At 57.0% G+C, this 24,949-nt stretch carries 22 protein-coding genes; 5 read left to right on the forward strand and 17 right to left on the reverse strand.

Annotated features, from left to right (window positions below):
• Window positions 1–55: 55 nt before the first annotated feature.
• Both QE432_RS25895 and QE432_RS25900 read right to left on the reverse strand, forming a co-directional pair.
• Window positions 56–2,443, reverse strand: a complete 2,388-nt coding sequence (locus QE432_RS25895; protein WP_306627398.1) for a phosphoketolase family protein — start codon at window positions 2,441–2,443, stop codon at window positions 56–58.
• Window positions 2,444–2,490: 47 nt separating this feature from the next.
• Window positions 2,491–3,675 carry an acetate/propionate family kinase gene (locus tag QE432_RS25900; protein ID WP_113049345.1) on the reverse strand — a complete coding sequence of 395 codons (1,185 nt, stop codon included), beginning with the start codon at window positions 3,673–3,675 and terminating at the stop codon, window positions 2,491–2,493.
• A 283-nt stretch (window positions 3,676–3,958) separates the two neighbouring features.
• Between QE432_RS25900 and QE432_RS25905 the strand changes: the two genes are divergently transcribed.
• Entirely contained in the window at window positions 3,959–4,402 is a 444-nt protein-coding gene (locus QE432_RS25905; protein WP_155846271.1) for a hypothetical protein, read from the forward strand.
• Here the strand turns inward: QE432_RS25905 and QE432_RS25910 are convergent.
• A complete protein-coding gene (locus tag QE432_RS25910; RefSeq protein WP_019565908.1) occupies window positions 4,345–5,085 on the reverse strand; it encodes a response regulator in 741 nt (246 codons plus the stop codon). The two genes, QE432_RS25905 and QE432_RS25910, sit on opposite strands and share 58 nt — an antisense overlap.
• A gap of 111 nt (window positions 5,086–5,196) precedes the next feature.
• On the opposite strand from QE432_RS25910, the gene QE432_RS25915 reads away from it, so the two are divergent.
• Window positions 5,197–5,952, forward strand: coding sequence for a helix-turn-helix domain-containing protein (locus QE432_RS25915; protein ID WP_051093869.1), 756 nt, complete (start codon window positions 5,197–5,199; stop codon window positions 5,950–5,952).
• A 24-nt stretch (window positions 5,953–5,976) separates the two neighbouring features.
• A complete protein-coding gene (locus tag QE432_RS25920; protein ID WP_113049346.1) occupies window positions 5,977–7,914 on the forward strand; it encodes a hybrid sensor histidine kinase/response regulator in 1,938 nt (645 codons plus the stop codon).
• A gap of 303 nt (window positions 7,915–8,217) precedes the next feature.
• Here QE432_RS25920 and QE432_RS25925 read toward each other — a convergent pair whose 3' ends face one another.
• On the reverse strand, window positions 8,218–8,463 hold the full coding sequence (locus QE432_RS25925) for a hypothetical protein (protein ID WP_113049347.1): 246 nt from the start codon (window positions 8,461–8,463) through the stop codon (window positions 8,218–8,220).
• Window positions 8,464–9,268: 805 nt separating this feature from the next.
• Between QE432_RS25925 and QE432_RS25930 the strand changes: the two genes are divergently transcribed.
• Window positions 9,269–9,754 (forward strand): NUDIX domain-containing protein, encoded by a 486-nt coding sequence (locus tag QE432_RS25930; RefSeq protein ID WP_112291140.1) that lies wholly within the window; start codon window positions 9,269–9,271, stop codon window positions 9,752–9,754.
• A 35-nt stretch (window positions 9,755–9,789) separates the two neighbouring features.
• On the opposite strand, the gene QE432_RS25935 is transcribed toward QE432_RS25930, so the two are convergent.
• The 3 genes from QE432_RS25935 to QE432_RS25945 all read right to left on the reverse strand — a co-directional run bounded on the left by QE432_RS25935 (window position 9,790) and on the right by QE432_RS25945 (window position 12,874).
• On the reverse strand, window positions 9,790–11,163 hold the full coding sequence (locus tag QE432_RS25935; protein WP_112291143.1) for an ISNCY family transposase: 1,374 nt from the start codon (window positions 11,161–11,163) through the stop codon (window positions 9,790–9,792).
• A 259-nt stretch (window positions 11,164–11,422) separates the two neighbouring features.
• Window positions 11,423–11,722, reverse strand: coding sequence for a hypothetical protein (locus tag QE432_RS25940; protein ID WP_035200743.1), 300 nt, complete (start codon window positions 11,720–11,722; stop codon window positions 11,423–11,425).
• A 246-nt stretch (window positions 11,723–11,968) separates the two neighbouring features.
• Window positions 11,969–12,874, reverse strand: coding sequence for a LysR family transcriptional regulator (locus tag QE432_RS25945; RefSeq protein ID WP_112154692.1), 906 nt, complete (start codon window positions 12,872–12,874; stop codon window positions 11,969–11,971).
• Window positions 12,875–12,995: 121 nt separating this feature from the next.
• On the opposite strand from QE432_RS25945, the gene QE432_RS25950 reads away from it, so the two are divergent.
• A complete protein-coding gene (locus QE432_RS25950; protein ID WP_112154691.1) occupies window positions 12,996–14,051 on the forward strand; it encodes an aldo/keto reductase in 1,056 nt (351 codons plus the stop codon).
• 103 nt (window positions 14,052–14,154) lie between these two features.
• Here QE432_RS25950 and QE432_RS25955 read toward each other — a convergent pair whose 3' ends face one another.
• The 10 genes from QE432_RS25955 to msuE all read right to left on the reverse strand — a co-directional run bounded on the left by QE432_RS25955 (window position 14,155) and on the right by msuE (window position 24,690).
• The gene (locus QE432_RS25955; protein ID WP_112154690.1) at window positions 14,155–14,529 is read right to left on the reverse strand and encodes a VOC family protein; all 375 of its coding nucleotides are present in this window, start codon (window positions 14,527–14,529) and stop codon (window positions 14,155–14,157) included.
• A gap of 187 nt (window positions 14,530–14,716) precedes the next feature.
• Window positions 14,717–16,165, reverse strand: coding sequence for an FAD/NAD(P)-binding protein (locus tag QE432_RS25960; RefSeq protein WP_112154689.1), 1,449 nt, complete (start codon window positions 16,163–16,165; stop codon window positions 14,717–14,719).
• A gap of 270 nt (window positions 16,166–16,435) precedes the next feature.
• Window positions 16,436–17,683: an SfnB family sulfur acquisition oxidoreductase gene (locus QE432_RS25965; protein WP_112154688.1), complete on the reverse strand. Its 1,248-nt coding sequence runs from the start codon at window positions 17,681–17,683 to the stop codon at window positions 16,436–16,438.
• A gap of 26 nt (window positions 17,684–17,709) precedes the next feature.
• Entirely contained in the window at window positions 17,710–18,486 is a 777-nt protein-coding gene (locus tag QE432_RS25970) for an ABC transporter ATP-binding protein (protein ID WP_112154731.1), read from the reverse strand.
• A gap of 71 nt (window positions 18,487–18,557) precedes the next feature.
• Window positions 18,558–19,892, reverse strand: a complete 1,335-nt coding sequence (locus tag QE432_RS25975) for an ABC transporter substrate-binding protein (protein ID WP_162647856.1) — start codon at window positions 19,890–19,892, stop codon at window positions 18,558–18,560.
• Between the two features lie 98 nt (window positions 19,893–19,990).
• Window positions 19,991–21,052, reverse strand: a complete 1,062-nt coding sequence (locus tag QE432_RS25980) for a branched-chain amino acid ABC transporter permease (RefSeq protein WP_112154687.1) — start codon at window positions 21,050–21,052, stop codon at window positions 19,991–19,993.
• A 1-nt stretch (window position 21,053) separates the two neighbouring features.
• Window positions 21,054–21,950, reverse strand: a complete 897-nt coding sequence (locus tag QE432_RS25985; protein WP_065662859.1) for a branched-chain amino acid ABC transporter permease — start codon at window positions 21,948–21,950, stop codon at window positions 21,054–21,056.
• The gene (locus tag QE432_RS25990; RefSeq protein ID WP_112154686.1) at window positions 21,950–22,867 is read right to left on the reverse strand and encodes an ABC transporter ATP-binding protein; all 918 of its coding nucleotides are present in this window, start codon (window positions 22,865–22,867) and stop codon (window positions 21,950–21,952) included. Before QE432_RS25990 ends, QE432_RS25985 begins: the two co-directional genes overlap by 1 nt.
• A 106-nt stretch (window positions 22,868–22,973) precedes the next feature.
• Window positions 22,974–24,077, reverse strand: coding sequence for a dimethylsulfone monooxygenase SfnG (gene sfnG, locus QE432_RS25995; RefSeq protein WP_019567191.1), 1,104 nt, complete (start codon window positions 24,075–24,077; stop codon window positions 22,974–22,976).
• A gap of 22 nt (window positions 24,078–24,099) precedes the next feature.
• Window positions 24,100–24,690, reverse strand: a complete 591-nt coding sequence (msuE, locus tag QE432_RS26000) for an FMN reductase (protein WP_162647855.1) — start codon at window positions 24,688–24,690, stop codon at window positions 24,100–24,102.
• Window positions 24,691–24,949 lie beyond the last annotated feature (259 nt).

Below are 24,949 nucleotides of genomic sequence, written 5' to 3' on the forward strand. Positions count from 1 at the left end.
CGGAATTGTCTATGATACCGACTGTCGCGCGGGCGGCGTTGTCTTGCCCGCAACCTCAGCCTTGCCAGGTCCAGTTGCGGATTTCTGGCATGTCTTCGCCATATTCCCGGACGTAACGTGTATGTTCCGCAAGTTTTGCCTCGAGCATTCCCACAACGCCTGCAGCCTTATTCCTGAGGCCTGGCACACGATCGATTGCCGAAAGGGCGAGGTGGAACCGGTCGAGTTCGTTCAGAACCGTCATATCGAAGGGCGTCGTGGTTGTCCCCTCTTCGATGAAACCGCGGACATGGATATTTTGGTGGTTGGTACGCTTGTACGTGAGCCGATGGATCAGATATGGATAGCCGTGATAGGCGAAGATGACCGGCCGATCTGTGGTGAAAAGGCGGTCAAATTCCTCATCCGACAGCCCGTGCGGGTGTTGTTCCTGCGATTGAAGCGTCATCAGGTCAACGACATTGACCACGCGGATCTTCAGTTCGGGTATCGCCTGTCGTAGCAGGGTCACGGCGGCCAGCGTTTCCATCGTCGGCACGTCGCCGGCGCAGGCCATCACGACGTCGGGTGCTATGACACCATCCTCATTACCAGCCCAGTCCCATATGCCGATACCGGCCTCGCAATGCTTCACCGCCTCATCGATGGTCAGCCATTGTGGTTCCGGTTGCTTGCCGGCTACGATGACGTTGATGCGGTTCCATGTCCTCAGACAATGGTCGCCGACCCAGAGCAGGGTGTTGGCGTCCGGCGGCAAATAGATGCGGACGATATCGGCTTTCTTGTTGGCGACGAGGTCGATGAAGCCAGGGTCTTGATGGGAAAAGCCATTGTGGTCCTGCCGCCAGACATGCGAGGTGAGCAGATAGTTTAGAGAGGAGATCGGCTTGCGCCAAGGCAGTTCACGAGCGACCTTCAGCCACTTGGCATGCTGGTTGAACATTGAATCGACAATGTGGATAAAGGCTTCGTAACAGGAAAAGAAGCCATGCCGGCCGGTGAGGAGATAACCTTCCAGCCAGCCCTGGCACAGATGTTCGGAAAGCACCTCCATCACCCGTCCGTCGCGTGACAGGTGGACATCGTAAGGCTTGATTTCCTGCATCCAGACCCGGCTTGTGGCGTCGAAGACAGCTCCGAGGCGGTTCGATTCCGTTTCATCCGGTCCGAAGATGCGGAAGTTGGCGTCAGTACGGTTAAGCTTGAGAATATCGCGCAGATATCTGCCGAGGATTTCTGTCGTCTGGATCATAAGCGCGCCACGTTTTTCCACCGGGACCGCATAATCGCGGATATCCGGTACGCGAAGCTCCTTGCGCAAAATGCCACCATTTGCATGCGGATTGGCACCCATGCGCCGTGTGCCCACCGGAGAAAGGGCGCGCAGCTCCTCTTTCAGCCGGCCGTTCGCGTCGAAAAGATCATCGGGATGGTAACTGCGCATCCAATCTTCGAGGATCCTGCGGTGGCCTTCATTCTCGCGGCAATTGGCGACCGGCACCTGATGGGCACGCCAGAAGTCTTCGACCTTCTTACCGTCTACTTCCTTGGGTCCTGTCCAGCCCTTGGGACTGCGCAATAAGATCATCGGCCAGCGCGGCAGGTCATCCAGTCCCCCGCCACGGGCATCAGCCTGAATGGCGCGGATGCGGTCGATGGCCTGATCGAGAGCGGCCGCCATTTGCCGGTGCATCTTTTCCGGTTCATGTCCTTCGACAAAGAATGGCTCATAGCCGTAACCCCGGAAGAGATGGTCGAGTTCCGTATCGCTCATGCGGGCGAGCAGGGTTGGACTGGCGATCTTGTAGCCGTTAAGATGCAGAATGGGCAGCACCGCCCCGTCGCGCGAGGGGTTCAGGAATTTGCTGGAATGCCAGCTTGCCGCGAGCGCTCCGGTCTCGGCCTCTCCATCACCCACAACACAGGTGACGATCAGCTCCGGATTGTCAAAGGCCGCGCCATAGGCATGCACCATAGCATAACCGAGCTCGCCGCCCTCGTGAATGGAGCCGGGTGTTTCCGGAGCGGCATGGCTTGGTATGCCGCCTGGAAACGAGAACTGCCTGAAAAGTTTCCTCATGCCCGCAGCGTCCTCGGAAATCTGCGGGTAGATTTCGCTGTAGCTTCCTTCGAGATAGGTGCTTGCCACCATGCCAGGGCCCCCATGACCGGGACCGCAGACATAGATCATATCGAGATCGCGGTTGCGGATGACACGGTTGAGATGGGTGTAAATGAAATTTAGACCAGGCGTCGTGCCCCAGTGGCCGAGCAGGCGCGGCTTGATGTGCTCTGCCCGCAGCGGTTCGCGCAGAAGCGGATTGTCGAGCAGGTATATCTGGCCGATTGAGAGGTAATTGGCAGCGCGCCAGTAGCGATCCACAAGCGCGAGTTCCTGAGAGGTGATCTCGCAAGTTGTCAGCGAAACATTTTCGGGCTGCATGGTACTGCTCCTTGAAATTCAGTTCAGTTTGCGACGTGCGGAGGACGTCATCCGCCCGGTGAGAAAATGGACAGGCACTCCTCGGCAATCATCTGCTCTTCGTCTGTGGGGATGACATGGATGGCAATGCGGCTTGCCTGAGTGCTGATCGCCAGCGCGTTGCGCCGATTGGCGTGCTCGTCAAGCTCGGCGCCCAGCCAGAGCAGCCGGCTTGCGATCCCGGCGCGGATATCCGGCTGGTTCTCGCCAATGCCGGCGGTGAAGACCAGCCCGTTCAGCCCGCCAAGTGTTGAAGTCAGACGACCGATCTCGCCGGCGACCCTGAGTATGAAAAGCTCGATCGCTTCGCGAGCTTGCCTACTATTGTCCTTGAGAAGCTCACGGGTGTCGCCGCTAAGGCCCGAAACGCCGAGAAGACCGGACCTGTGGTAAAGTATATCTTCGAGTTCTGCTCGCGTTTTCCCCAGCGGCCCGATTAAATGAAGCAGCACCCCTGGATCGATTGCACCGGGACGCTTCGCCATGGGAATGCCGTCGAGGGTGGAAAAGCCCATACTCGTATCACAGCTTTTGCCGCGCTCGATGGCGCAAAGACTTGCGCCGCTCCCGAGATGGGCGATTATTACCTTTCCGTCGGCGATCTCGGGCGCCCTTTCGGTCAGAGCTCGCGCCACGTAACGGAAGGAAAGCCCGTGAAAGCCGTAGCGCTTTATGCCCTGGTCGTGAAAGGCGCGGGGAATGGCGAAGCGTCGTACAAGGTCGGTCTGCGTTGAATGAAAAGTCGTGTCGAAGGAGGCCGTCTGCAAGAGTTTCGGTCGCAGGTGCGTCACTGCCCGAACCAGTCGCAACGCCTGCGGCTGATGCAGCGGCGCCATGTCCACGAGTGATCGCATCCGTTCCATGGTTTGATCGTTGATCCGGGCCGGACCGTCGAAAAGGTTGCCGCCGTGCACGATACGGTGACCGGCGGCAACCACATTGTCGAGATCGAAGTGGGCTGCCAGCGTGCAAAACACCTCCTTCATCATCGCGGCAAGATCGTCATCAGCGCCGGTCTTCAAGGGTAGATTAAGACGCGCCGGTCCTTTCGCCAGATCGAGCGTCAATGGTCGATCGGAAATATCAACCACTGCCTTGCCGATACGTTTCGGTGTTTGCTGCTCCAGTTTGAAAATACCGATCTTCACTGTTGAGGAGCCGGTATTGAAGGTAAGAAGGAGGGGGTCATTCATGCGGACTCTCCGTGGGCATATCGCCAGCTCTGCCAGCCATTGCATTGTCAAAATGGCGAGGCGCCTTCCTCGGTTATCCTTCAGCCATTCCAATCTATCGGTGATCGCACACACTTTGCCTTGACATAGCGCAATCCACGGTGGTTTCGCCAAGTGGTTGTTCCAGTAAATGCATGCATGCGTCGAAGGCTGTTGATCACCATCAATGTGAAAAATCCCCGGTACCGGAAGATCGGAACGATTACTTGGGAGATCAGAAATGTCAGGAGACTACGAGGTCGGTTTGCTCACCCTTTCCAACGTCGCTCGCGCTTATGCCGTTATCCAGCATCTCTTCTCGTCGGTTTCGTTTCAGGAATGGCAGGCTGAAACCGACACTGATCAGAAACGGCGCAATTGGCTCACTGTAACCGACAGGGCGGGAGTGATACGCGGCGTCTGCTTTGTATTTGTCACCGATCGCCGGCAATCCCCACAAATGGAGGTTCCGGTCTTTGCTTCCTTCAGCCTGTTTGACGAACAAGGTGTTTCGCGGCTGCTGTTTGATGAGGTCAAGGAAAAAGCCAGAGAGCTGAAATGTCAGCGCATTCATTTCTGGCCTGCCGGACCTAAAGGCTGGTCGCTCGTCAGCGACCCATCCAAACGACCAGGTTCGGGTGACGGCTTGATTTATGATCTTCGTACTGCCGATGAGGGTGCCTCTTCCATCGACGCGGAAAAGACGTAACCGACGCCGCGAACAGACTTGATGATGCTTGGATGCTTACTGTTTGTTTCTATTTTCCGGCGCAGACGCGCGACCTGCGCGTCGATGGACCGGTCGAATGCTTCCCGACGGCGTGCTCGCGTCTCCTCCAACAGAAAATCGCGGGTCAGAACACGCCCAGGATTCTTGGCAAAGGTGACAAGCATGTCAAATTCACCTGTCGTCAGGTCAATTTGTGTTCCTTCCCGCGACAGGAGATTTCGGCAGGGCACGTCAAGCGTCCAGCCATCGAAGTAAAAAATTTCATTGCGGCGCGGCGAACCGCGCGGCAGACGGCGCCGCAGGATTGACTTCAGCCTCGCATGCACTTCGCGAAGATGGAACGGTTTGGCAATATAGTCGTCAGCGCCGATCTCAATACCGACGATGCGGTCCACCACGTCGTCTCGGCCGGAGAGCATGATGATTGGCACATCCGAATTCAGCCGGACTTCTCGAGCGAGATCAAGACCATCCTGAGCACCCGGGAGATTGAGGTCAAGGAGGATAGCATCGATTTCATTGTGTTTCAGATGTGCCCTCATCTGGACACCGTCAGCCGCTGCGCTGACGTGATATCCTTCTCCGTCGAAAAAACGCGTAAGCAGTTGGCGCACCCGCGCATCATCATCGACAACAAGCAAATGGCCGTTCTTCTGTGCCATCCTCTGATCTCGCGTTACAATTTGTCACAAATTAACACTGTTTGTCATCCTTGCGGCATCAACCAGTTATTTTACTTGGTTTAACTCCATCGCAAAGAGATGGAGGTCATCATGTACAGTACAGGCGAATATCGCACTCTTACCCGTCAGATTTTGACACCAGCAGATGAGGTGCATTGCCTGCGGGATATTTTTCGCAATCAGCCTGTAGAGCATCTGGCGGCCGGACGGTCGCTATTCATTGAAGGGGACGAAGCCGAACATGTCTTCGAAGTCACGGACGGCGTATTGCGAATATTCAAAATTATAGCAGATGGTCGCCGTATCATCACCGGTTTTCTCTTTGCCGGCAATATTCTCGGCATATCTATCCGAAACCGTTACATCTACAGCGCGGAAGCAGTGTCCTCTGCAACGCTGCGCAGGGTTACCTGCAGGCATTTCGAAAAAGCCGTCGGCAACAATCAAATCCTGCGACTGGAAATGTTTGCGCTGGTTTCAGACGAAATGGCTGTCGCCCAACAACAGATGGTGCTGCTGTCATGCAAAAGTGCTGAAGAAAGACTGTGCACGTTTCTTATGACGTTTCTGGAACGTAAAGCGCGGCGGGGAGAGTGGGAAAAAACGATCGAACTCCCCATGTGTCGTCAGGATGTTGCCGATTATCTCGGGCTTACGATCGAAACCGTTTCACGCACCTTCACGAAGCTTATCAACAGGGGCGTCCTTCGGATTGAAAATGCTGGCGCGCGTCAAACAATCATGATCGACAAGCCGCTTCTCCTTGCACAATTAGCCGGTGACGGTGATGATTATTCCGACGTGCGGCAGAAACTGGTCGTTCATGGTGGACGGCACCGCCACTAGCAAGCGTCGCTCAACGAGATAACGATGCCTGAAATTTTGCGACCGGAAGAGGGAGGAAAGCTGCAGCTTCAGTCCGTTATCACCCTGCTGGATGGTGCCAGCATCGTAGTTCATGGAATGGACGGAAAGATCACGGGCTGGACCACAGGCTGCGAGCATCTTTACGGATGGAATAGAATGGAGGCGATTGGGAAGATCGTCCACGATCTTCTTTCCACCCAGTTCCCTTTGCCGCTGCCTGAACTTCGGCAACGCGTTTCCCACCAGGGATCATGGAGTGGCGAAGTCGTTCATTACCATAAGGACGGTCACAAGCTCCTGATCGCGACGAGATGGGTATTCGTAGAGTTTGGTGGCGAGCAGCCACCGGTCATTGTGCAGACCAACAATGATGTGACGGATTTGAAAAGAATGCAGGACGAACTGGCCCGGCGCGAGGCGCACCTTCTTTCCATTTTGGAAACTGTTCCCGACGCGATGGTTGTCATCGACGAAGGAGGTATCATTTCGTCCTTCAGCGCTGCGGCTGAGCGGCTCTTCGGCTATGATACAAATGAGGTTGTCGGCCACAATGTCAGGATGCTCATGCCGGACCCTGACCGGGCAGCGCATGACGGATATATCGCACGCTATTTGTCGACCGGGGAAAGACGCGTCATCGGCTATGGACGTGTAGTGACCGGACAAAGAAAGGATGGCTCACGTTTTCCCATGGAGCTTTCAGTGGGGGAGGCAATCGCCAACGGCGATCGTATTTTTACGGGCTTTATACGCGATCTGACCAGCCGACAGAAAATCGAGGAGGAATTGCGCCAGGCGCAAAAAATGGAAGCGGTCGGTCAACTGACGGGCGGCCTGGCACATGACTTTAACAACCTTCTCACCGTCATAAGCGGTAACCTCGAAATGGCTGAAAGCAGGCTCACCGACAAAACTATCCGGCATTTCCTTCGGGAAGCGCAGGGTGCTGCTGAAGACGGTGCAAGACTGACGAGCCAGCTTCTGGCCTTTGGCCGTCGGCAGCCGCTCAACCCGCGACAGTCTGACATTGCCGAACTCATAGGCGCGTTTTCCGATTTGATGCGGAGAACACTTGGTGAGGCGATCGAATTCAAAACGATTATAGCGGGTTCAGAGACCGAGGCTCTGGTGGACAGTTCGCAGCTGCAGAGCGCTCTTTTAAACCTCGCTATCAATGCGCGCGATGCCATGCCAAAGGGTGGAATGCTGATAATAGAGGTTGCGCGCGTCAAACTTGATATAGACTATGCAGAGATGTACCCAAGTATAAAACCTGGCAACTACGTGCAGATATCCGTCACAGATACGGGAGCGGGTATGACGCCGGAGGTTAAACAGAAGGCATTCGAACCTTTTTTTACCACCAAGGAAGTTGGAGCCGGCACAGGTTTGGGATTGAGCATGGTTTATGGCTTCGCCAAACAGTCGGGTGGCAACGTTCAGATTTACAGCGAGGCGGGGCAGGGGACGACTGTCCGGATCTTTCTTCCAGCAGCTCTGGATACCGCCAATCCGCCGGAGAACGATATCACGGACTTCCCAGCCACAATTGAATCCGGGGACAGAGAGAGGATTCTCGTTGTGGAGGACGATGCTCGCGTCCGACGCGTCGCGGTCATGAGGCTCGCCGCTCTGGGCTACGGCGTTGTGGAAGCGGCCAACGGTGTTGAGGCGCTCGAGCTGCTTGAGCATCATTCCGATATTGCACTTCTTTTTTCAGACATCGTGATGCCAGGTGGCATGGCGGGCGACGAGCTTGCGGAACTTGCCCGTGCTTTGCGGCCGGACATCAAGGTCTTGTTTACGTCGGGTTATGCGGAGCCGGCCATTGCCGGGCGACATTTGGCCGCGAAGGGAAGCTGGCTTAAAAAACCCTACACTGCCCGCGAACTGGCAGTGAGCCTGCGCGAACTCCTCGATCAGGATGAGGATCGGTTCTGAAAAGGCGGGGGACCGAAGCGTTAAGCCGCTTCATTCGTTTCCAAGGTTGGACGGTGCGGCGCGTATTGGTCTGATCAAGGCAAGAAATCGGCAAGATTGGCAAACCACCCTATATGCTCGTACCAGCCGTGGCCAGCAGCAAGGTTGCCCAGAAGCGGACGGGTCCAGTCGCAAGCGAGAGCCAGGCGCCGAAGCACATTGGCAGTAATGGCAGCGAAATCGAGTGCACAACCTTGACGGCCGTAGACGTCATTCCGACCAGCGGGGATGCGCAGAGCACCGGCGGTGCGGCTTCGGTAAGGGTCACTGATCACCCTTGGATAGGGCTGAGCCGTTGCCAAAGATCCGTGCAGTAAGTTCTTCGCTACCGTCCAGCTTTTCTTGAAAGCCATTTTCCATGAGCTCATTTCCAATCAAGCGGTGCTGCTCGAGCAGGTCACTTAATATTTTCTGTCGAGCTTCTGAAGGGATCTCCAGATCGCACACAATACTCATTTGTGCCTCTAGCTTTTCGAGCTTCTTGATGAGCTTGTCGAAGGCTCTGGACATAAAAAGCTATCCCATTTTTCAAGATGTTTCTAAAGTAGTGAAATTGATCAAAGGAACACATTGATGCGGATCAATGGCTGACATGAGAGAAGAGCATGTGGTATGGCTCTCATTCGCAAACCGTCTCCGCCCATTGGGTTCCGCCTCTTCTGCATCGAGGATGTCGCGCAGGTATTTGGCATCTACCCTGGAAAAGCTAACCCAAGGGCACCATGCCTGCGCTTTAGGGCAGGGGATCACCCTCCTTCTTGCAAATGAGTCATGAACACCTCGGCCGGCGTCCTGTATTCAAGGCATTTGCGCGGTTGATCTGATATCCAAGCTAACGCGCCATCTCGTTGACCGGAACCTTTGCCGCCACCAGATGATGAAGACGGCGGCGATCGGCAAGGGTGATCTGCGTATAGCATCGGGACATGCCAAAATCTCCAAAGTGAAGCCATTGAAATCATTGGCATGTCGCACTTGAAAATAGAGTGTACCCCGCTACATGCGGTGTGGCAGCAAGGTTGGAATGTCGCGCATTGCGCAAAGTTAAAATGTCGTCTGCCGGCTCTCGCAGCCCGTTAGAAATGCGACACTGACCGCGTTCTTGCTCTGACGGTCAGCCCCCGACCGGACCGGCTGGGCCGGGTTGTAAGGTCAGGGAGGGGGCGGGTGATGATACTCCCCTTCGGCTTTAGCTTTCTCAGCATCACGGCTGCTTCGCGCCAACAGTGGACATTGTATTCCATTGGAAAGATTTAGGATAACGTTGTGCTGGTCCTCGCCATCACGAGGTCGATGAGCGTGAGGAGGCTGGACAGTGACTTTTTCGGAAAGTTATCTAGGGAAACTGCGAGCAAAGGTTGGGTCAGGGACAATTCTTGTTCCGGGAGCGCGTGTGGTCGTAACACGTGAAGACGGGCACGTGCTTATGCAGCACAGAAGTGACTTTGACGTTTGGGGAATTCCAGGTGGAAACGCTGAAGAAGGCGAAGACCTTGAGTCTATCGCTATTAGAGAAACGTTAGAGGAAACAGGCATTCGGATTTGGAATCTGCTTCCTTTCGGCTTTGGTAGCGATCCTGCGTTCGAGACAGTCACCTTCCCTAACGGCGACGTCTGCCAGTTCTTTGCCATGATGTTCTACACATCTCACTATGAGGGCACACCTATCGTAGCGGACGACGAATCCAAAGCGGTAGAGTGGATAGACCCTAGCAACTTGCCTGTCATGCTTCCCAACATGCGTCGAAGTATTGAGGCCTTTCAGGAATTTGAACGTACCCGCGTTTTTCAGATGATCTAGTGCTCTCGAAGACCGGTTTGGGCCAATAGCGGCCCTTATTCAGCCGCGTCCATTCTGGCGAGAGCGTTTTGCCGTCTCGCTATGACTTCGGGATCGTTCATGAAATCCGTCCGCCGACCGGGTTTGCGACCTGTTGGCTTATAGTTATTCTTGGTGCTGTTGGTCTTCGGCTTCCCGACGTGGTGTCTATCCTGCTGCTCTTTTATGTACGCCAGCACATCACCGAGACGCTTGTTCTCTACGACCGCCGCATGCGTCACGCTCTGGTCCTTGTCGAAGGTCCTGTAAAGTAATGAGTGACCTTTCCATCTGATATCCAGGCGACCATCGGCGTAGGCATACGTCTCGACATACTTTCCGACTAAGCCGCGCGTGACGTCGTTATCTTCGAGTATGATGCGTTTACGTTCGTAAGAGAATGTCAGCTGCGCGCCGACATATCTCTCCTCACGTTTGCAGAGAACATCCTTCAACCTGCTTGCTGTCATGTTGACAGGTCGATGAAGGTTGTCGGAACGGGCAGGGGCCACCGCAAAACGATCATTATATTGGGAGATGAATGTCGGCAGGAAGGCATTCCCGGCTTCCATGCCGCTGATCTTGGCCAGCCGTAATTCTTTGACGAGTCGATCTTGAAGCGTTCGGTTCATGCGCTCGACGCGGCCCTTGGCCTGGCTGGAATTGGCGCAGAGGATCTCGATGTGCAGCTCTGATAACGCTCGGCCGAACTGCGTCATGCCTTGGCCGCCCTTGGGGTCTTTCTTTGCCACCCGAAAGACCGAATGCTTGTCGGAATAGAAGGCAATCGGTGCGCCATGCTCTTTGAGGTAAAGCGCCAATGCCTCGAAGTAGGTAAAGGCGCTCTCAGATCGAACAAACCGGAGCTGCATCAGCTTACCGGTCGCGTCGTCAACGAATACCAGTAGAGAGCAGGCCGGACCACGATCCTCGAACCAGCGATGCTCCGACCCGTCGATCTGCACCAACTCGCCATAGGCCTCACGCCGCAACCGCGGCTGATGAAACGTTCGCCGCTGCTTTCTCGAAAGCCATATGTCGGCATCCTGCATCCATTTGCGCAGCGTCTCACGCGAGACTGTGACGCCATGCTCTTCCTGAAGCTTCTCGGCCGCGAACGTAGGTCCGAAATCAAGGTAGCGTTCACGCACCAGCATCAAAACGTAATCACGGACGCCGCTGGCTATTTTATTGTTGGACGGTCGACCGATCGCTTTATGTCTGATCGAGCCAGCGCCGGTATGCTCAATTCGATCGACCAACCTTTGGACGTGGCGCGTGCTGATCGCCAGTACATGGGCCGCTGCAACAATGCTCATGCGGCCATCCACGACTTTGGACAGCACCTCGATTCTTTGCAGGTCGCGCTCGCTCATCGTAATCAATCCCATCCGCAATCTCCCAGATGCCAATCAGACCCGGGGAGTGTGACATTCCAACTTTGCAGAAACAGGACACTTTAACTTTGCGGCCACATGCGGTAATCGCATAACATATATTATGGAACTTAATTTGTCGAAAAGACGATGTTCTTTCAATCCTGATTGGACGGTAGCGATACGCGCAGGTGCAACCGGTGAGTGGTTCTATAAGTCGTCACCTAGGGCATTCTTCCGATCCGGACCATCGAAGCGCTTTCAGGACGAGCAGTTATGAAAGGTTCTCTCCGTAAAAAAGCATCATTACAGTGAAGACGAGAACACCAAAGCCTGCCAGGCCGAAAGCGCGAAAAGAGGAAGCTCGGCCTTTCTTAAGCAGCGCTGCCACAAAAGCGCACAGAGACCAGAGTGCCGTGAAAATAATCAATAACCAGGAATACACAAACGGACCAAGGTCGTAGCCTCCCCCACCAATTGATGGTGCAGAACTTGTATCGACTTGAGCTGCTATCAGAACCGACACGGGGACAGCTAGCATCAGCAGCCAAATATAGAGCGACTTGTGTTTCATACGGTTTAAATCGCCTTCTTTTGGAGGTCGATCCGCCAGTTCTGGCGTATATGTTTGACCCGGTGTGGCTCGTCAATATCGTGATACTTGCTCTACTAGACTGCACGGCGAACGCCAAGGGAGCTTTCCATCCCCGGCAGGAACAACTCAATGGCGCGGGACAGACATGCCGGTGCCTAAAACCTAACGCGAGACGTCGACTCGAGTTTGGGTGAGGGTATCCTCCCCGATTGGCGGTTTTCTCTGCTATGTAACTTTGCCTTGCTTGGCCAGGAAATCAAGAAGAGCGCGCACTCTGGAAGGCAGCGGGCCACCCTGCCCGATATGAATGGCATGAAACTCCTCCCGGTCCCCAGGATTGTACTCGTCGAGCAACGGCACCAGCCGGCCGGCCTTCAAATCATCGCGTATCGTGAAGTTGGCGAGACGGGCAATTCCATTTCCAGCGAGTACCAGCTGGCGCAGCGCCTCGCCGTCATTGGCCTGGACACGGGCGACGACTGGGGCAAAAATCGTCGCGCCTTCCGATATTAACGGCCAGCCATCCATCGAGCGGGTGTAACCAAGGCCCAGCCTGTCATGCCTTTCAAGCTCCTCGATAGTTCGGGGAAGGCCACGCCGGTCGACATAGGAGGGAGCAGCGACGATCGTCATTGCAGTATCGCCAAGCCTACGCGCGACGAGGCTCGAACTTTTAAGCGGGCCTGCTCGAACTGCAACGTCCACTCGCTCCTCAAGCAGATCGACAACAAGGTCGCTTTGTACGATATCGACGGTAATCGCAGGATATCGCTCCAGGAATTCCGGGAGTATGCCGGCGAGGACATGGGTGGCATAGGAGGCGCTGGTACTCAGGCGGAGGCGGCCACTGGGCACCTCACCCGCACTGGCGATCCGCTCGGCATCTTCGATGTCTGTCAGGATACGCGTGGCGCGCTCGAAAAAGACGCAGCCTTCCGAAGTCAACTTGAACACGCGCGTCGAGCGATTGATGAGACGGGTACCCAGCCGCGCCTCCAGTCTCGCGACCAGTTTGCTCACAGCCGACGGCGTCATTCCGACGCTGCGAGCAGCTGACGAGAAGCCACCACGCTCGACAACCTGCACGAAGACTTCCATTTCTCCGGATCGATTTACTTCCGCTCGAGCCATCTGGTCCCTGATTTCACAAATGTTGTTCCCGCCCGCAATCTATATCACGAAAGCCGGATCTCCTATCTCTTCCCCATCAGGTGGCGCAAGTCGCTTCCATTTCTCAAGAAAGGAAGACCAGATGGAATATCGTTCTCTTGGCCGATCAGGCCTCAAAGTCTCGGTCCTGAGCTTTGGTGCAGGCACGTTTGGAGGGGCAGGTCCCCTTTTTAGTGCTTGGGGCACGACCGATGTCTCCGAGGCAAGGCGACTTATCGATATCTGCGTTGAAGCAGGCGTTAATCTGTTCGATACCGCAGATGTCTACTCGAACGGTGCATCGGAGGAGGTGCTGGGTGCAGCGCTGGAAGGTCGTCGCGAGACCGTGCTGATATCGACGAAGACCAGCCTGCCTATGGGAGAAGGGCCGAACGATGCGGGTTCCTCCAGGTTTCGCTTGATCAGATCGGTCGAAGACGCACTACGCCGGCTTCGGACGGACTATATAGACATCCTGCAACTTCATGCCTACGACGCCCGGACGCCCGTCGAAGAAGTCTTGTCGACCCTTGATACGCTCGTTCGGGCGGGAAAGGTCCGCTACGTCGGCATTTCGAACTTTTCGGGATGGGAAATCATGAAGTCGCTGGCGATTGCCGACGCGTACGGATGGCCTCGCTACATTGCCAATCAGGTGTACTATTCCCTTCTCGGCCGAGACTACGAGTGGGATCTGATGCCACTGGGTAGGGATCAAGGCCTTGGAGCACTCGTCTGGAGTCCGCTTGGCTGGGGGCGGCTGACGGGAAAGATCAGGCGCGGCTCTCCCCTGCCGGAGAGCAGCCGTCTTCACGAAACCGCAAGCTTTGGTCCTCCGGTCGATGAGGAGCATCTCTACCGCGTCGTTGATGCCCTTGAAGACGTTGCAAGACAACTCGACAAAACAGTTGCGCAGGTGGCGCTCAACTGGCTAACAGGCCGGCCCACGGTGTCTTCCATTATCATGGGAGCGCGAAACGAAGAGCAGCTCCGGCAGAACCTCGGAGCGGTCGGCTGGCATCTCACCGATGATCAGATTGCTCTCCTGGACAATGCGAGCGTCTTGACGCCGCCATATCCGCATTTCCCCTATCATCGTCAGGAGGGCTTTGCCCGTCTTAATCCGCCGATGGTAGGTTCCAAGATGCGTGGATGTTGAGCGTAATATTGCGATTAATGTGGTGGCAGATCCGGCCGCAAAAGTCATGCAGAAAGACCAACCCACAACAGCTGTGAGAATACCAGCAGCTATTGGCGATGCGTTACGTTGTCGGCTGAGATCGTGCGCTCAGTTTATGTCCGTCCGGATCACGAAGATAAGCGACGAAGGCCCCGTTCGGGCGCTCATTCGGTGGGCTCTCGATCGATGTGCCGCCGTGTATAACACCGGCGTCGTGCCACGCCAGAACATGCTCGCGGCTCAGGGCGGCGATTCCGATTGTCCCGCCATTGGCAACGGTCGCCGCCTTGCCGTCGATCGGTTTCGTGATCATCAGTCGTCCGCCTTCGTGGACGTAAATCAGTCTGCCTCTCGCATCCATCTCGCCGGGCCTGCCGCCCAATGCAGCGAACGTGGCGTCGTAGAAGTTTCTTGACCGCTCCAGATCATTACTTCCGATCATGATGTGCGTGAACATGGTCTCATCTCCCGTAACGCAGCGCGCTGGCAGCAGGGGGCGAGCTCCCCCTGAGCCAGGAGCTCGTTTGTATGCTTTCACCGTATACCGTCCCGAGAGCCTCGCAAAGCGTGGCGAATTTGATGGAATTATCGTCCCAATGCTTTCTCAAAGAGTGGAAGAAATCTATTCAAGAAACAGCGGGCCGTCAGCCTTCCACCGCCTGGCCCGTGCAATGCGAAATCCTACATTCATCGATCAGGTCGCGAATACGCTGCGCGACGAAGATTGCATGCTCGGTAACCTGCGGCAGCCCCATCAGTTCTCCGAAAGTGCCGCGTGCAAGCGGCCCGGCAATAAACAGTGAAGGCGTGCTTTCGCCTGAAGCCGATACGGGATTAGACTTGGCATCAACCAAGATGCCAAGCCCGGTCGGGCAGGGTTGCAACAGGCCCGCCTGCTCAAGTTCTCGAAGCATGGCTTGGCTTTGAAGAATGCCGCCATGCGCCGGGCCCGTGGTGACGACGATCGCATCGACGTCAAGCGTTTCGAGAGACTTGGCGCGCTGGGGTCGCAACGTCACCCTGTAGCCGGCGTCTATCCGTGTCACGGAAGAAAGCGAGGCAGCCCGGACATCCATTTGGCCGCTCGCGATCGCCTGCTCCACAGCAGCCTCGACTTGCGGCGCGATGCGAAAGCGATGCACATCCCAGACCGGCCGCAAGTGTCGGGCAACGCGCCGTCTCTCAATGACAGGCAGATTTCCCCATATGTCCCTCCCCTGCGCCCTCAGCGCATCCGCGACGCTATGCCACGTCATTCCCCGTTCCTCTGCTTCTCGCAGCGTTTGGCGAACCTTATGGAGCAACTTGCTTGCAGAGGTGAACGGTTCAGACAGGAAATCGCCGAAAGGCTCCTGCCCGACGGGGCCATGGCCGCGAGACCGCAAGCCCCTGCGAGAGAACGACGTTATCTGGCCGACATGGCCCCGTCTCTTGAGCGAGGCAACCACATCGGCGGAGGTCAAGCCATTTCCGACGATGAGAACACGATCTCCAGTCTCGACGGCGTCGATCGCATCGGTCACGGTGACATCCGCAATCAGCTTAGGATCATCTTTGAAGGGCTGAAGCACCCGAGGCAAAGAAGGTGGTGGATGGCTGACGGCCAGCACGACTATATCCGCAATGAGCGCTGTACCGTCAGACCCCGCAATCTCATAGCGGTTTCCTTTTTGTGACACCGAGATCGCTTTGGTCCGCCAGTGTCTGATACGGCCGTCATCCAAAAACGGTTGAATCCGTGCCGAGACGTATTCGCCGAAGACAGAACGCTTGGGATAAGGCAAGCCATCGTGTCCTATGAGCTCGGCATCGTCACGGGTCGGAATACCGCCAACATAACGCTCGAAATCATCGGGAATATCTGGAAACAACGTCATTCTTGCAGCGGGAACGTTGACCCGATGCGCCGGATCGGTTGCGCTATAGGCCAAGCCACGGCCCAACTCCGATCGAGGTTCGATGACGACAACGGATGTATCAGTCGGGTATCCGATACCCGCTACCAGATGTATTGCCATTGCCGCGCCGGTGAAGCCACCGCCGACAACTGCCACGGTCAGGCGGGCAGAAGCTATGGGAACAAGAGAATTCATTGCCTCTACGTTCTCCCCAAGGAGATCTGTGCCCTGCACGATTGGAAGGCCCTAAAAAGCGTTTTCCGCTTCCTGCGCTTAAGGCTCATCGTCACCACTATTCTATATTCCCGAGGTTTCCGGCAAAGCTCCTCGTTACGGGGCGCTTGATTGGAAACGCGCTTGAGGGGCACCGTCTCATCACGTCACTATATCTCATTACTGCTGGCGGATGTAGCAAGATCAATTGCCAACCGGGGCGCCTTGCGCGCCCCGGGCTCCAGAGTTTACTCAGCTCCAGGCGTGAAGTGGCGGCTTCTCGCCATTGAGGAAGTACTTCCCTAGGATGGAATATTTCCACCGGACCGGATCGTGCAGCGTGTGGGTACGGGCATTGCGCCAATGGCGATCGAGGTGATGCTCTGCAAGCGTGGAGCGGGTGCCTGCAAGTTCGAACAGCTTGTTGGTCGCCGTAATGGCTATCTCTGTCGAGAGAATTTTCGCCTCGGCCGTCACGATCTGTGCTTCGGCGACCGTGTCAGCATTCGGGTTCCGGATGGCGCGATCGATGGCATAACCGGCTTTTTCAAGCAGCGCCTGGGCCGCATGCAGTCGCAGCGTCAGATCGCCGACAGCCTGGATCGTGTAGGGGTCATCCCAGGCATGCTCAACGCCGCTATCCACCCATGCACGGCTCTTGGTGCGCACGAAGGAGATGGTTTCATCGATTGCCGCCTGCGCTATACCCGTATCCACCGCGACCTGGATAATCTGGAAAATCGCACCATCCGCAGTGGGTTCCGCATAACCCTTGTAGCCGGGAACCAGATGGGTTTTCGGCACTTTGACATTGTTCAGGATCACCGTACCGGACAGCGTCGTGCGCTGCCCGAAGGATGACCAGTCGTCGATGACGGTCAATCCGGGTGCATCCCGCTCGGCGATCGCATACCAGGCGCGGCCTTCATCATCGAGCGCAACGATGGGCACGAGATGGGCGAGAAGTGCGCCGGAGGAGTAGAATTTCTGGCCGTTGACGATCACATGGTCGCCCGCATCGACGAACTTCGTTTCGAAGTCCGCCGCCCGCTTGGAACCGAATTCGGAGAAGGCATTGCCGAAGCGTGTGCCGCGCAGCACTTCTGCGAAAAGCAGCGTCTGCTGAGCCTCATCGGACACCGTCCGGATCGCGGCAACGACGCCGAGATGGTTTTGCGCGATCTGGCCAATCGAGGAATCGGCCGCGGAGACGATCTCGATCACCTTGGCGAGCGTCGCATAGGAGACTTCAGGACCGCCGAACTTCTTCGGCACGTTGATCGACCAGAGCCCGCTTTGCGAGAAGGCATCGAGTTCCTTTACCGGCCAGATGCGATCGCGATCGCGAATGGCTGCGCCGGGGGCAATTTCGGCGGCGAGTTTCTTCGCGACTTCGATCGCTTCGGCATCGCTCTTGATGATGTGTGCCGGCTCACTCGGCCGCGGCACGGCGGGAACGCCTTGAGCCGCATCTTTCGTCTTCACGTTGGAAATGGTCATGCCATGTCTCCTCTTTCCTTTGATTTTCAGTGAATATGCGTGACGAGCGCGGCTGGCTTCTGGCCCAGATAGAAGGCTTTCACGTCATCGCGCGCCTTGAGTTCGGCGGCCGTGCCTGACAGCACGCTCACGCCGTTTTCCAGAATGATGGCCCGGTCGGCATAGGTCAGCGCGACTGCTGAGTTTTGTTCAGTGACCAGGATCGAAAGCCCTTCTTCGCGATTAAGGCGCTTCAGCGTGCGGAAAATATCCTGCACGATGAGAGGCGCCAGCCCCATTGACGGTTCGTCGAGGACAAGCAGCCGCGGCCGCGACATCAGTGCCCGGCCGATGGCCGTCATCTGCTGCTCGCCGCCCGAAGTGAGGCCGGAAAGCACCCGGCGCTTTTCCTTAAGTCTTGGGAAATGCGTGTAAATTTTCTCAAGGTCGGTCGCGATTTCAGTGCGCGTGGCGGATCGGCCAAGGCCCCCGGAGACCAGGTTTTCCTCGACCGTCAGTGTCTTGAAGCAATGGCGACCTTCGAGCACCTGCACGAGACCGAGACGGACAAGGCTTGCCGGGGTTTCGCGCGTGACATCACGACCGTCAAACAGGACATGACCGGCGAGCACCTGCCCCCGTTCGGTCGGAAGGAGGTTGGAAACCGCCTTCAGCGTCGTCGTCTTGCCAGCGCCGTTCGCACCGAGAACGGCAAGGATCTCCCCCCGTCCGAGCGAAAAAGTGACCCCATGCAATGCGGTGATGGCATGATTGTAGGTTGCGTGGAGCCCCTCCACGGCAAGCAGCCTGTTCCCATCGGTCATCACGATCTCCTTGGCGCTTTTCGGGATATTGTGGCCGGACACGGGGAGACCCTTGCCCGACCACGCAAACATCAGTTCGTCACGGAATTCGCATCTTCCGACGTGCGAAGCTTGATGCCCTTTTCAGCCGCATAGGCCTCGGACGACTTCTCGATGATCGGGCGCAGCAGGGCCCAGTCCGGTGCGATCCAATCGGAAACCACGTTCCACTTCTTGCCGTCCCACTGCTGGAACGTCACGTAGCCGTTACCCTCATGGTTATCCCAGGTGACATTGATCGAGTGGAAGAGATCCTTGGCACCCAATGCCTCGACACGGGCTGGATCAAGCTGCAGATGCTCGAAGCCCCAGCGAACTTCGTCGCCGGTCAGGGTGCGCTTGCCGAATTTCTCCTGGGCGATCCGCACCGCCTCGACATTAAGGATACCGTTGACGATACCGAGATTGTGATAGACGGAGCCGATGCGGCTCGTGTCATCAAGGTTGCCCTTGCCGGCGTCGTAGACGGTTTTCACTATTTCCTTGACCACCGGATATTCGGCACCGGATGCCTGGGTGGTGATGGCGGTATAGCCTTTGGCAGCGTCGCCGGCGGGAATAACGTCCTCTTCCGAGTTGGACCAGACATTGCCGATGATGTGATCCACCGGGAAACCGGTCTTCGCCGCGGTCTTCAACGCCACCGGGTTCATGACGCCCCAGCCGCGCAGCACGACATAATCCGGCTTGGCACGGCGGATCGTCAGCCACTGCGACTGCTGCTCGTTGCCCGGATGCGGGACTTCGATCTGCTGGAGGTCGAAGCCATACTTCTTGGCCAGCAGGTCATAGATCGGGATCGTTTCCTTGCCATAGGGAGAGCCGTGGTAGAGCACGACGATCTTCTTGCCCTTCAGTCCTCCAACCCCGCCTTCCTTGGACGCAATGTAGTTCACGATGCCGGAGGTTTCGCTGTACGGATTGAGCAGCAGCGGGAAAACATAGGGAAAAACACGGCCATCGGTCGAATCCGTGCGGCCGTGGTTGATGGTAATGAGCGGCACCTTGTCCTGGGTGATGCGGTCGATCATGGCATAGGCTATGCCGACCGACAGCGGGTTCCAGGCCGCAACGCCGGGGTTGCTCTTCAGGCGTTCATAAGCTTCGACCCCTCGCTCAACTTCGTACTGGGTTTCGGCTTCGGACCATGTCAGCTTGACGCCGTTGATACCGCCGTCCCTGATGTTGACGAGATTGAGATAATCGATGAATCCGCCGAAAAAGCCCGTGCCACCGGCTGCATAAGGCCCGACGCGGTAGCTCTGCAGGGGGAAGTACTGTTCATCGGCCATGGCCGGGGAGGCGATGGCGGCGAGGCTGATGCCGGCAGCAAAGGCTGCTGCTTTGATTTTCGTGTAGAAGGCCATATCTGGACACACTCCGTCTGTCGGCTGGCGCTCGGCCATCCGTGTTGGTTTCAGGAATTCATTGCTGGTGAGCTTTTCTTGTTGGAAGCCTTTGCCTGTCAGGGCCAGCTTCGAGTAATCCACGCCCGCATGACGGCAGCCGTAATGCGTAACTTCAAGCGATCCCACAATGACACGAGGCCGTCAGGTTCCAGGATCAGAAACAGTATGATCAAGGCGCCGAGAACGATGCGCTGCGTCATATCGAGCACTCCGGAATTAAAGACATCGCCTAATAGCAAAGAGCCAAGCCGCGAGAGGACGAGCGGAAAGACGACGATCAAAGCCGCGCCCAAGAAGGCACCCCGGATCGAGGCAAGCCCGCCAATGATGACGATGAAGAGTATTTGGAACGAGCGGTCGAGATTGAAGCCGGCCGGCTCCACCGTGCGAAGATAGGCAAAAGCCCAGATTACCCCGGCAACCCCGACGATGAAGGACGAGATTGCAAAGGCGAGCAGCTTGGTGCGAAGCACCGGAATGCCGATGATGCGTGCGGCGGCCTCGTTGTCGCGCACGGCGATAAAGTTGCGGCCGGTCTGCGACGACACCAGGCGGTAGGCGAGGAACGTGAGGACGGCGACAATGGTCAGCGCGAAGAGATAACGCCCGATCGGCCCTTCGAAAGAAATCCCGGCAAGCGACAGTGCTGGCGCATCGATCACGCCGGATGCGGATTCGTTCGAGAACCAGCTGAATTTCGTCAACGCCCATTGCACGAAGAACTGCGCCGCAAGAGTTGAAACGGCGAGGTAGAAACCGCGCAGGCGCAGGCTCGGCAGGCCAAAAACTAAGCCGATTGCTGCGGCGGAAAGACCGGCAAGTACAATCGAAACAATAAGCGGCAGCGCATCGATACGCAGATTGAAATTGTATGCCGCAAAGGCACCGACGGCCATGAATGCGGCCGAACCAAGCGAGACCTGACCCGCATAGCCAGTCAAAAGGTTGAGACCAACCCCGGCAAGGCTGAGCGCAAGAAACGGCAGCAGGATTGCCTCGAAGAGGTAACTGGTGCCGACGAACGGCACGACGAGATAAGCAACGCCGAGCACTGCGACCGTGCCGGCATGGCGCGGCAGGGAGAACGACGATGAAAGATCGGCTGTAACGGCGGACATATTAGACCCTTTCCACAAGCTTTTGACCGAAGAGCCCGGACGGGCGGATCAGCAGGAAGGCAAGGGCCACGACATAGGCGAACCACCCCTCGATGCCGCCGCCGAAGTACTCACCGATATAGACCTCGGCGAGCTTTTCCGACGCGCCGACAATCAGACCACCGATGATCGCGCCTAGAATGGAATCGAAGCCGCCGAGAACGAGCACCGGCAGAGCCTTCAGCACTACCAGCGACAGCGAGAACTGCACCCCGAGCCGCGCACCCCAGAGCAGCCCGGCGACCAGGGCAACGAGGCCTGCCGCCGCCCAAACGCTCGCCCATATCCAGGGCAGCTTGAGACCGACGGCAAGCGCCGCGAACTGGTCATCCGCGACGGCGCGGAAGCCGAGGCCGATGCGGGTGTAGCGGAAGAAGGCCGAGAGAGCCGCCACCATGCCAGCCGCGACGACTGCGGCAAAGATGTCGAACTGGCTGATGAAAACGCCACCAACATCAAAGGGAATGTCCTCGATACCGAGATCAAGCCCATGAACCTGCGTACCCCAGAGGAGTTGGGCCGCTCCCTCGATGATGTAGGAGAGGCCAAGCGTCGCCATGAACAGCGTGATCGGTGGCTTGTTGGTGAGCGGTCGAAGCACCGTACGCTCGATCGCAACACCGATGACGACCATGATGGCAAAGGTAATGGCAAAGGCAGCCACAAAAGGCACGCCACGCTCGACAAGGCTGACAAAGGTCAGCGCCGCGAACAGGAGAAGCGCGCCCTGCGAAAAGTTTAGGACACCCGATGTCTTGTAGATCAGCACGAACCCGATGGCGACGAGGGAATACATGACCCCGGAGAGCAACCCGCCGACCAGCACCTCGGTAAAGAACAACCAATCAAACGCAGCCATCAGATACCCTCCCCGTCTTCGTTTTCCGGCGCAGCGCCGAGATAGGCATCGGTGACACGATGATCGCTGGCAATTTCCGCAGGCGTGCCATCGGCGATCTTGCGCCCGTAGTCGAGCACCGCGATGCGATCTGAAAGACCCATCACCACGCCAATGTCATGCTCGATCAGAACGACGGTGACCGCATATTCGTCACGCGCGAGACGCACATAATCGGCAAGTTCGTTCTTCTCCGTCGCCGTCATGCCAGCCATGGGCTCGTCAAGCAGCAGAATGCGTGGCTCGGCGGCAAGCGCACGAGCGAGTTCCACCCGCTTCTGCAATCCATAGGGCAGCGTGCCGGCAAGCCGGTCAACATGGGGCGTCAGATGCAGAAAATCGATGATCCGCCCTGCCCGCTCGCGGGCATCGGCCTTCTCGCGACGAGCGCTCGGTAGACCGGCTATCTGGCTCAGGAAATTTGCCCGCTCGGCGTAAGCCCGCCCCGTAGCAACATTATCGAGAACACTGAGACCCTTGAACAAGGCGAGGTTCTGGAACGTCCGCGCCACGCCGAGACTGGCAAGCTTCTCAGTCGGCACTGGACGATAGGCTTTGCCATTAATCGCTACATGGCCACGATCCGGCCGGTAGACGCCTGAGATAACATTAATCAGCGAACTCTTGCCGGCGCCGTTCGGCCCGATAATACCCAGGATTTCACCCTGCTGCACGGCCAGGTCGATATTCTCCAGAGCGACGACGCCTCCAAAGGAGAGGTCAATACCGCGAAGCTCCAGCACAAGTTCTTTGGCGGCGTCCAGCGCGCGACGTTCTTGCCCGGCATGCTCGCTGGGCAAGGCAATGTGTTGGCGAATGTCCGTTGGGATCGCCACCTCCGCGCCAAGACTTGCAACCAGAAAACTCGATGCTGACATCGTTCAGTCCATGCTCCGCCCAATGGGCACAGGTTTCCAATCACGGAGGCGGTCCCGCCCGTGGTCCAGGCGGCGGCCAAAGGCCGCTGCCGTCCGATTTGCGACATTACTCCGCAGCGATTGCTGCGCTGATTTCCGCCTGTTCCAGTTCGCGCACGAGCGGGATGACATGCTTGCCGAAATACTCGACTTCTTCCTGAAAATGCAGGAAGCCCAGCAGGATGAGGTCAGCACCGGCGCGTTTGAGGTTCACCACGCGTTCGGCAACCTGCCGCGGCGTGCCGATCAGGTTTGAGCGGAAGCCGTCATTATACTGAACGAGATCTTCGAAGCTGGACTTCGCCCAGTTGCCCTCGCCTTCGGGAGAAGACTTGCCGGCATTTTTTACCTCATGGCCGAAGGCATTGACCGCTTCCGGATTGGCCTTTTCGATGATCTCGGCAAGCACGGCTCTCGCCTCTTCCTCGGTCTCACGCACGATGGCGAAGGCGTTCACGCCGACTTTGACCGCGTGGTTGTTTTCCTTGGCCTTGACGCGAATGTCATTCACCTGTTTGGCGATTTCCTCCGGCGTGTTGCCGTTGGTGAAGTACCAGTCGGATACGCGGGCCGCCATATCGCGAGCCGCACGCGACGAACCGCCCTGGAAGATTTCCGGCTGCGGATCAATCGGCTTCGGCTTGAGGGAGTAGTTGTTGAAGCGGTAGAAATCGCCGCGGAAGGTGAAATTGTCTTCCGTCCAGATGCCGCGCAGAGCCCGGATGAACTCTTCCGAACGGCGGTAGCGTTCGTCGTGATCGAGCCAAGGCTCGCCGATGGCGTGAAACTCGCCGCGGAACCAGCCGCTGACGATGTTAACGGCAACGCGACCGTTGGTGAGGTGATTGATCGTGGCAATCTGTTTGGCGGCAAGCGCGGGGTTCCACGGACCAGGCAGAATGGCGGCGATGACCTTGAGCGTCGTCGTCGATTCCAGCAGAGCGTGACTGAACGACACGGATTCATGTTGGAATTCGGCACCGTAGCCGGCGGTGAAGCGGATCTGGCTCAGCGCGTAATCGAAGCCGCTCGCTTCAGCGATCTGCGCGAGCTTGCGGTTGTAGTCAATTGTCCAGCTGGTGCGCTGCTCGATGTTCGAGATGACGAGGCCGCCGGACACATTCGGCACCCAATAGGCAAATTTCACGGGCTCGGCGTGGTGTTCAGTCATGGAAATCTCCTCTTTTCTGATGTCAGTTGGCGACCGCGTCGTGTGAAACGAGGCGAAGGGCCGAGCGGTGATCGTCGGCGACAAGGTTTCTGGCCGGCAGTAGATCGATCAATTCGGCAACGGCACGCTCGATGCGCGCCTCAACCACGGGGTTCGAGAGCGTGTATCCGGTGAAATCCGCCTCAACGGCGTAGACCGTCGTTGGCACTGTAACGGCGCCAAAGAAGCCGAACAGCGGCCTGAACTGATGCTCCAGCATGAGGCCATGCAGTGCTGTACCGCCCGTTGCCGCAAGGATCACGCGCTTGCCTTGAAGCGCACGGAAATCGACGAGATCGAACAGATGCTTTAACGCGCCGGTGTAGGATGCGCGGTAGACAGGCGAACCGACGACAAGTACGTCGGCACCTTCCACAGCATCAATAATCCTGCGGCCGGCCTCATCCAGTTGATCTGCGCGAAGAGCCCTGAACAGGATCGGCGCCACCACAGCCAGATCGACCGTGTCCACAGAGACGCTTGCCCGTCTCTCGATCGAGTTCAGGATGTCCGAGACAATGCTTGCCGTGCGTGACGGTTGTTTAACGCTGCCGCTTATTCCAAGTACGTTCATCGTTCGCCTCACTCCTGTTACCTTTAATTTCTATAGTTTTCATAGATAATCAAAGATGCAAATTCCAAAGTGAGGGCGTTTTGAGGAAACCAATCTTGTGCATTCGCCCTCTGGCGCAAAGGACTAAGCAGGCAGTGCCAGTGAGCAGCGAAGCGTTTAGGCGCCACGTCGCTCGTTTGTCGTGACCGACATACAAAAACAGTCGCGTTCTCCCTCACCAGAATTGAATATGAGGGGGTGGCTCATTTCACTGTATTAA

This window comes from Agrobacterium sp. SORGH_AS_0745 (assembly GCF_030818995.1).
In the GTDB taxonomy this organism is placed as follows: Bacteria; Pseudomonadota; Alphaproteobacteria; order Rhizobiales; family Rhizobiaceae; genus Agrobacterium; species Agrobacterium tumefaciens.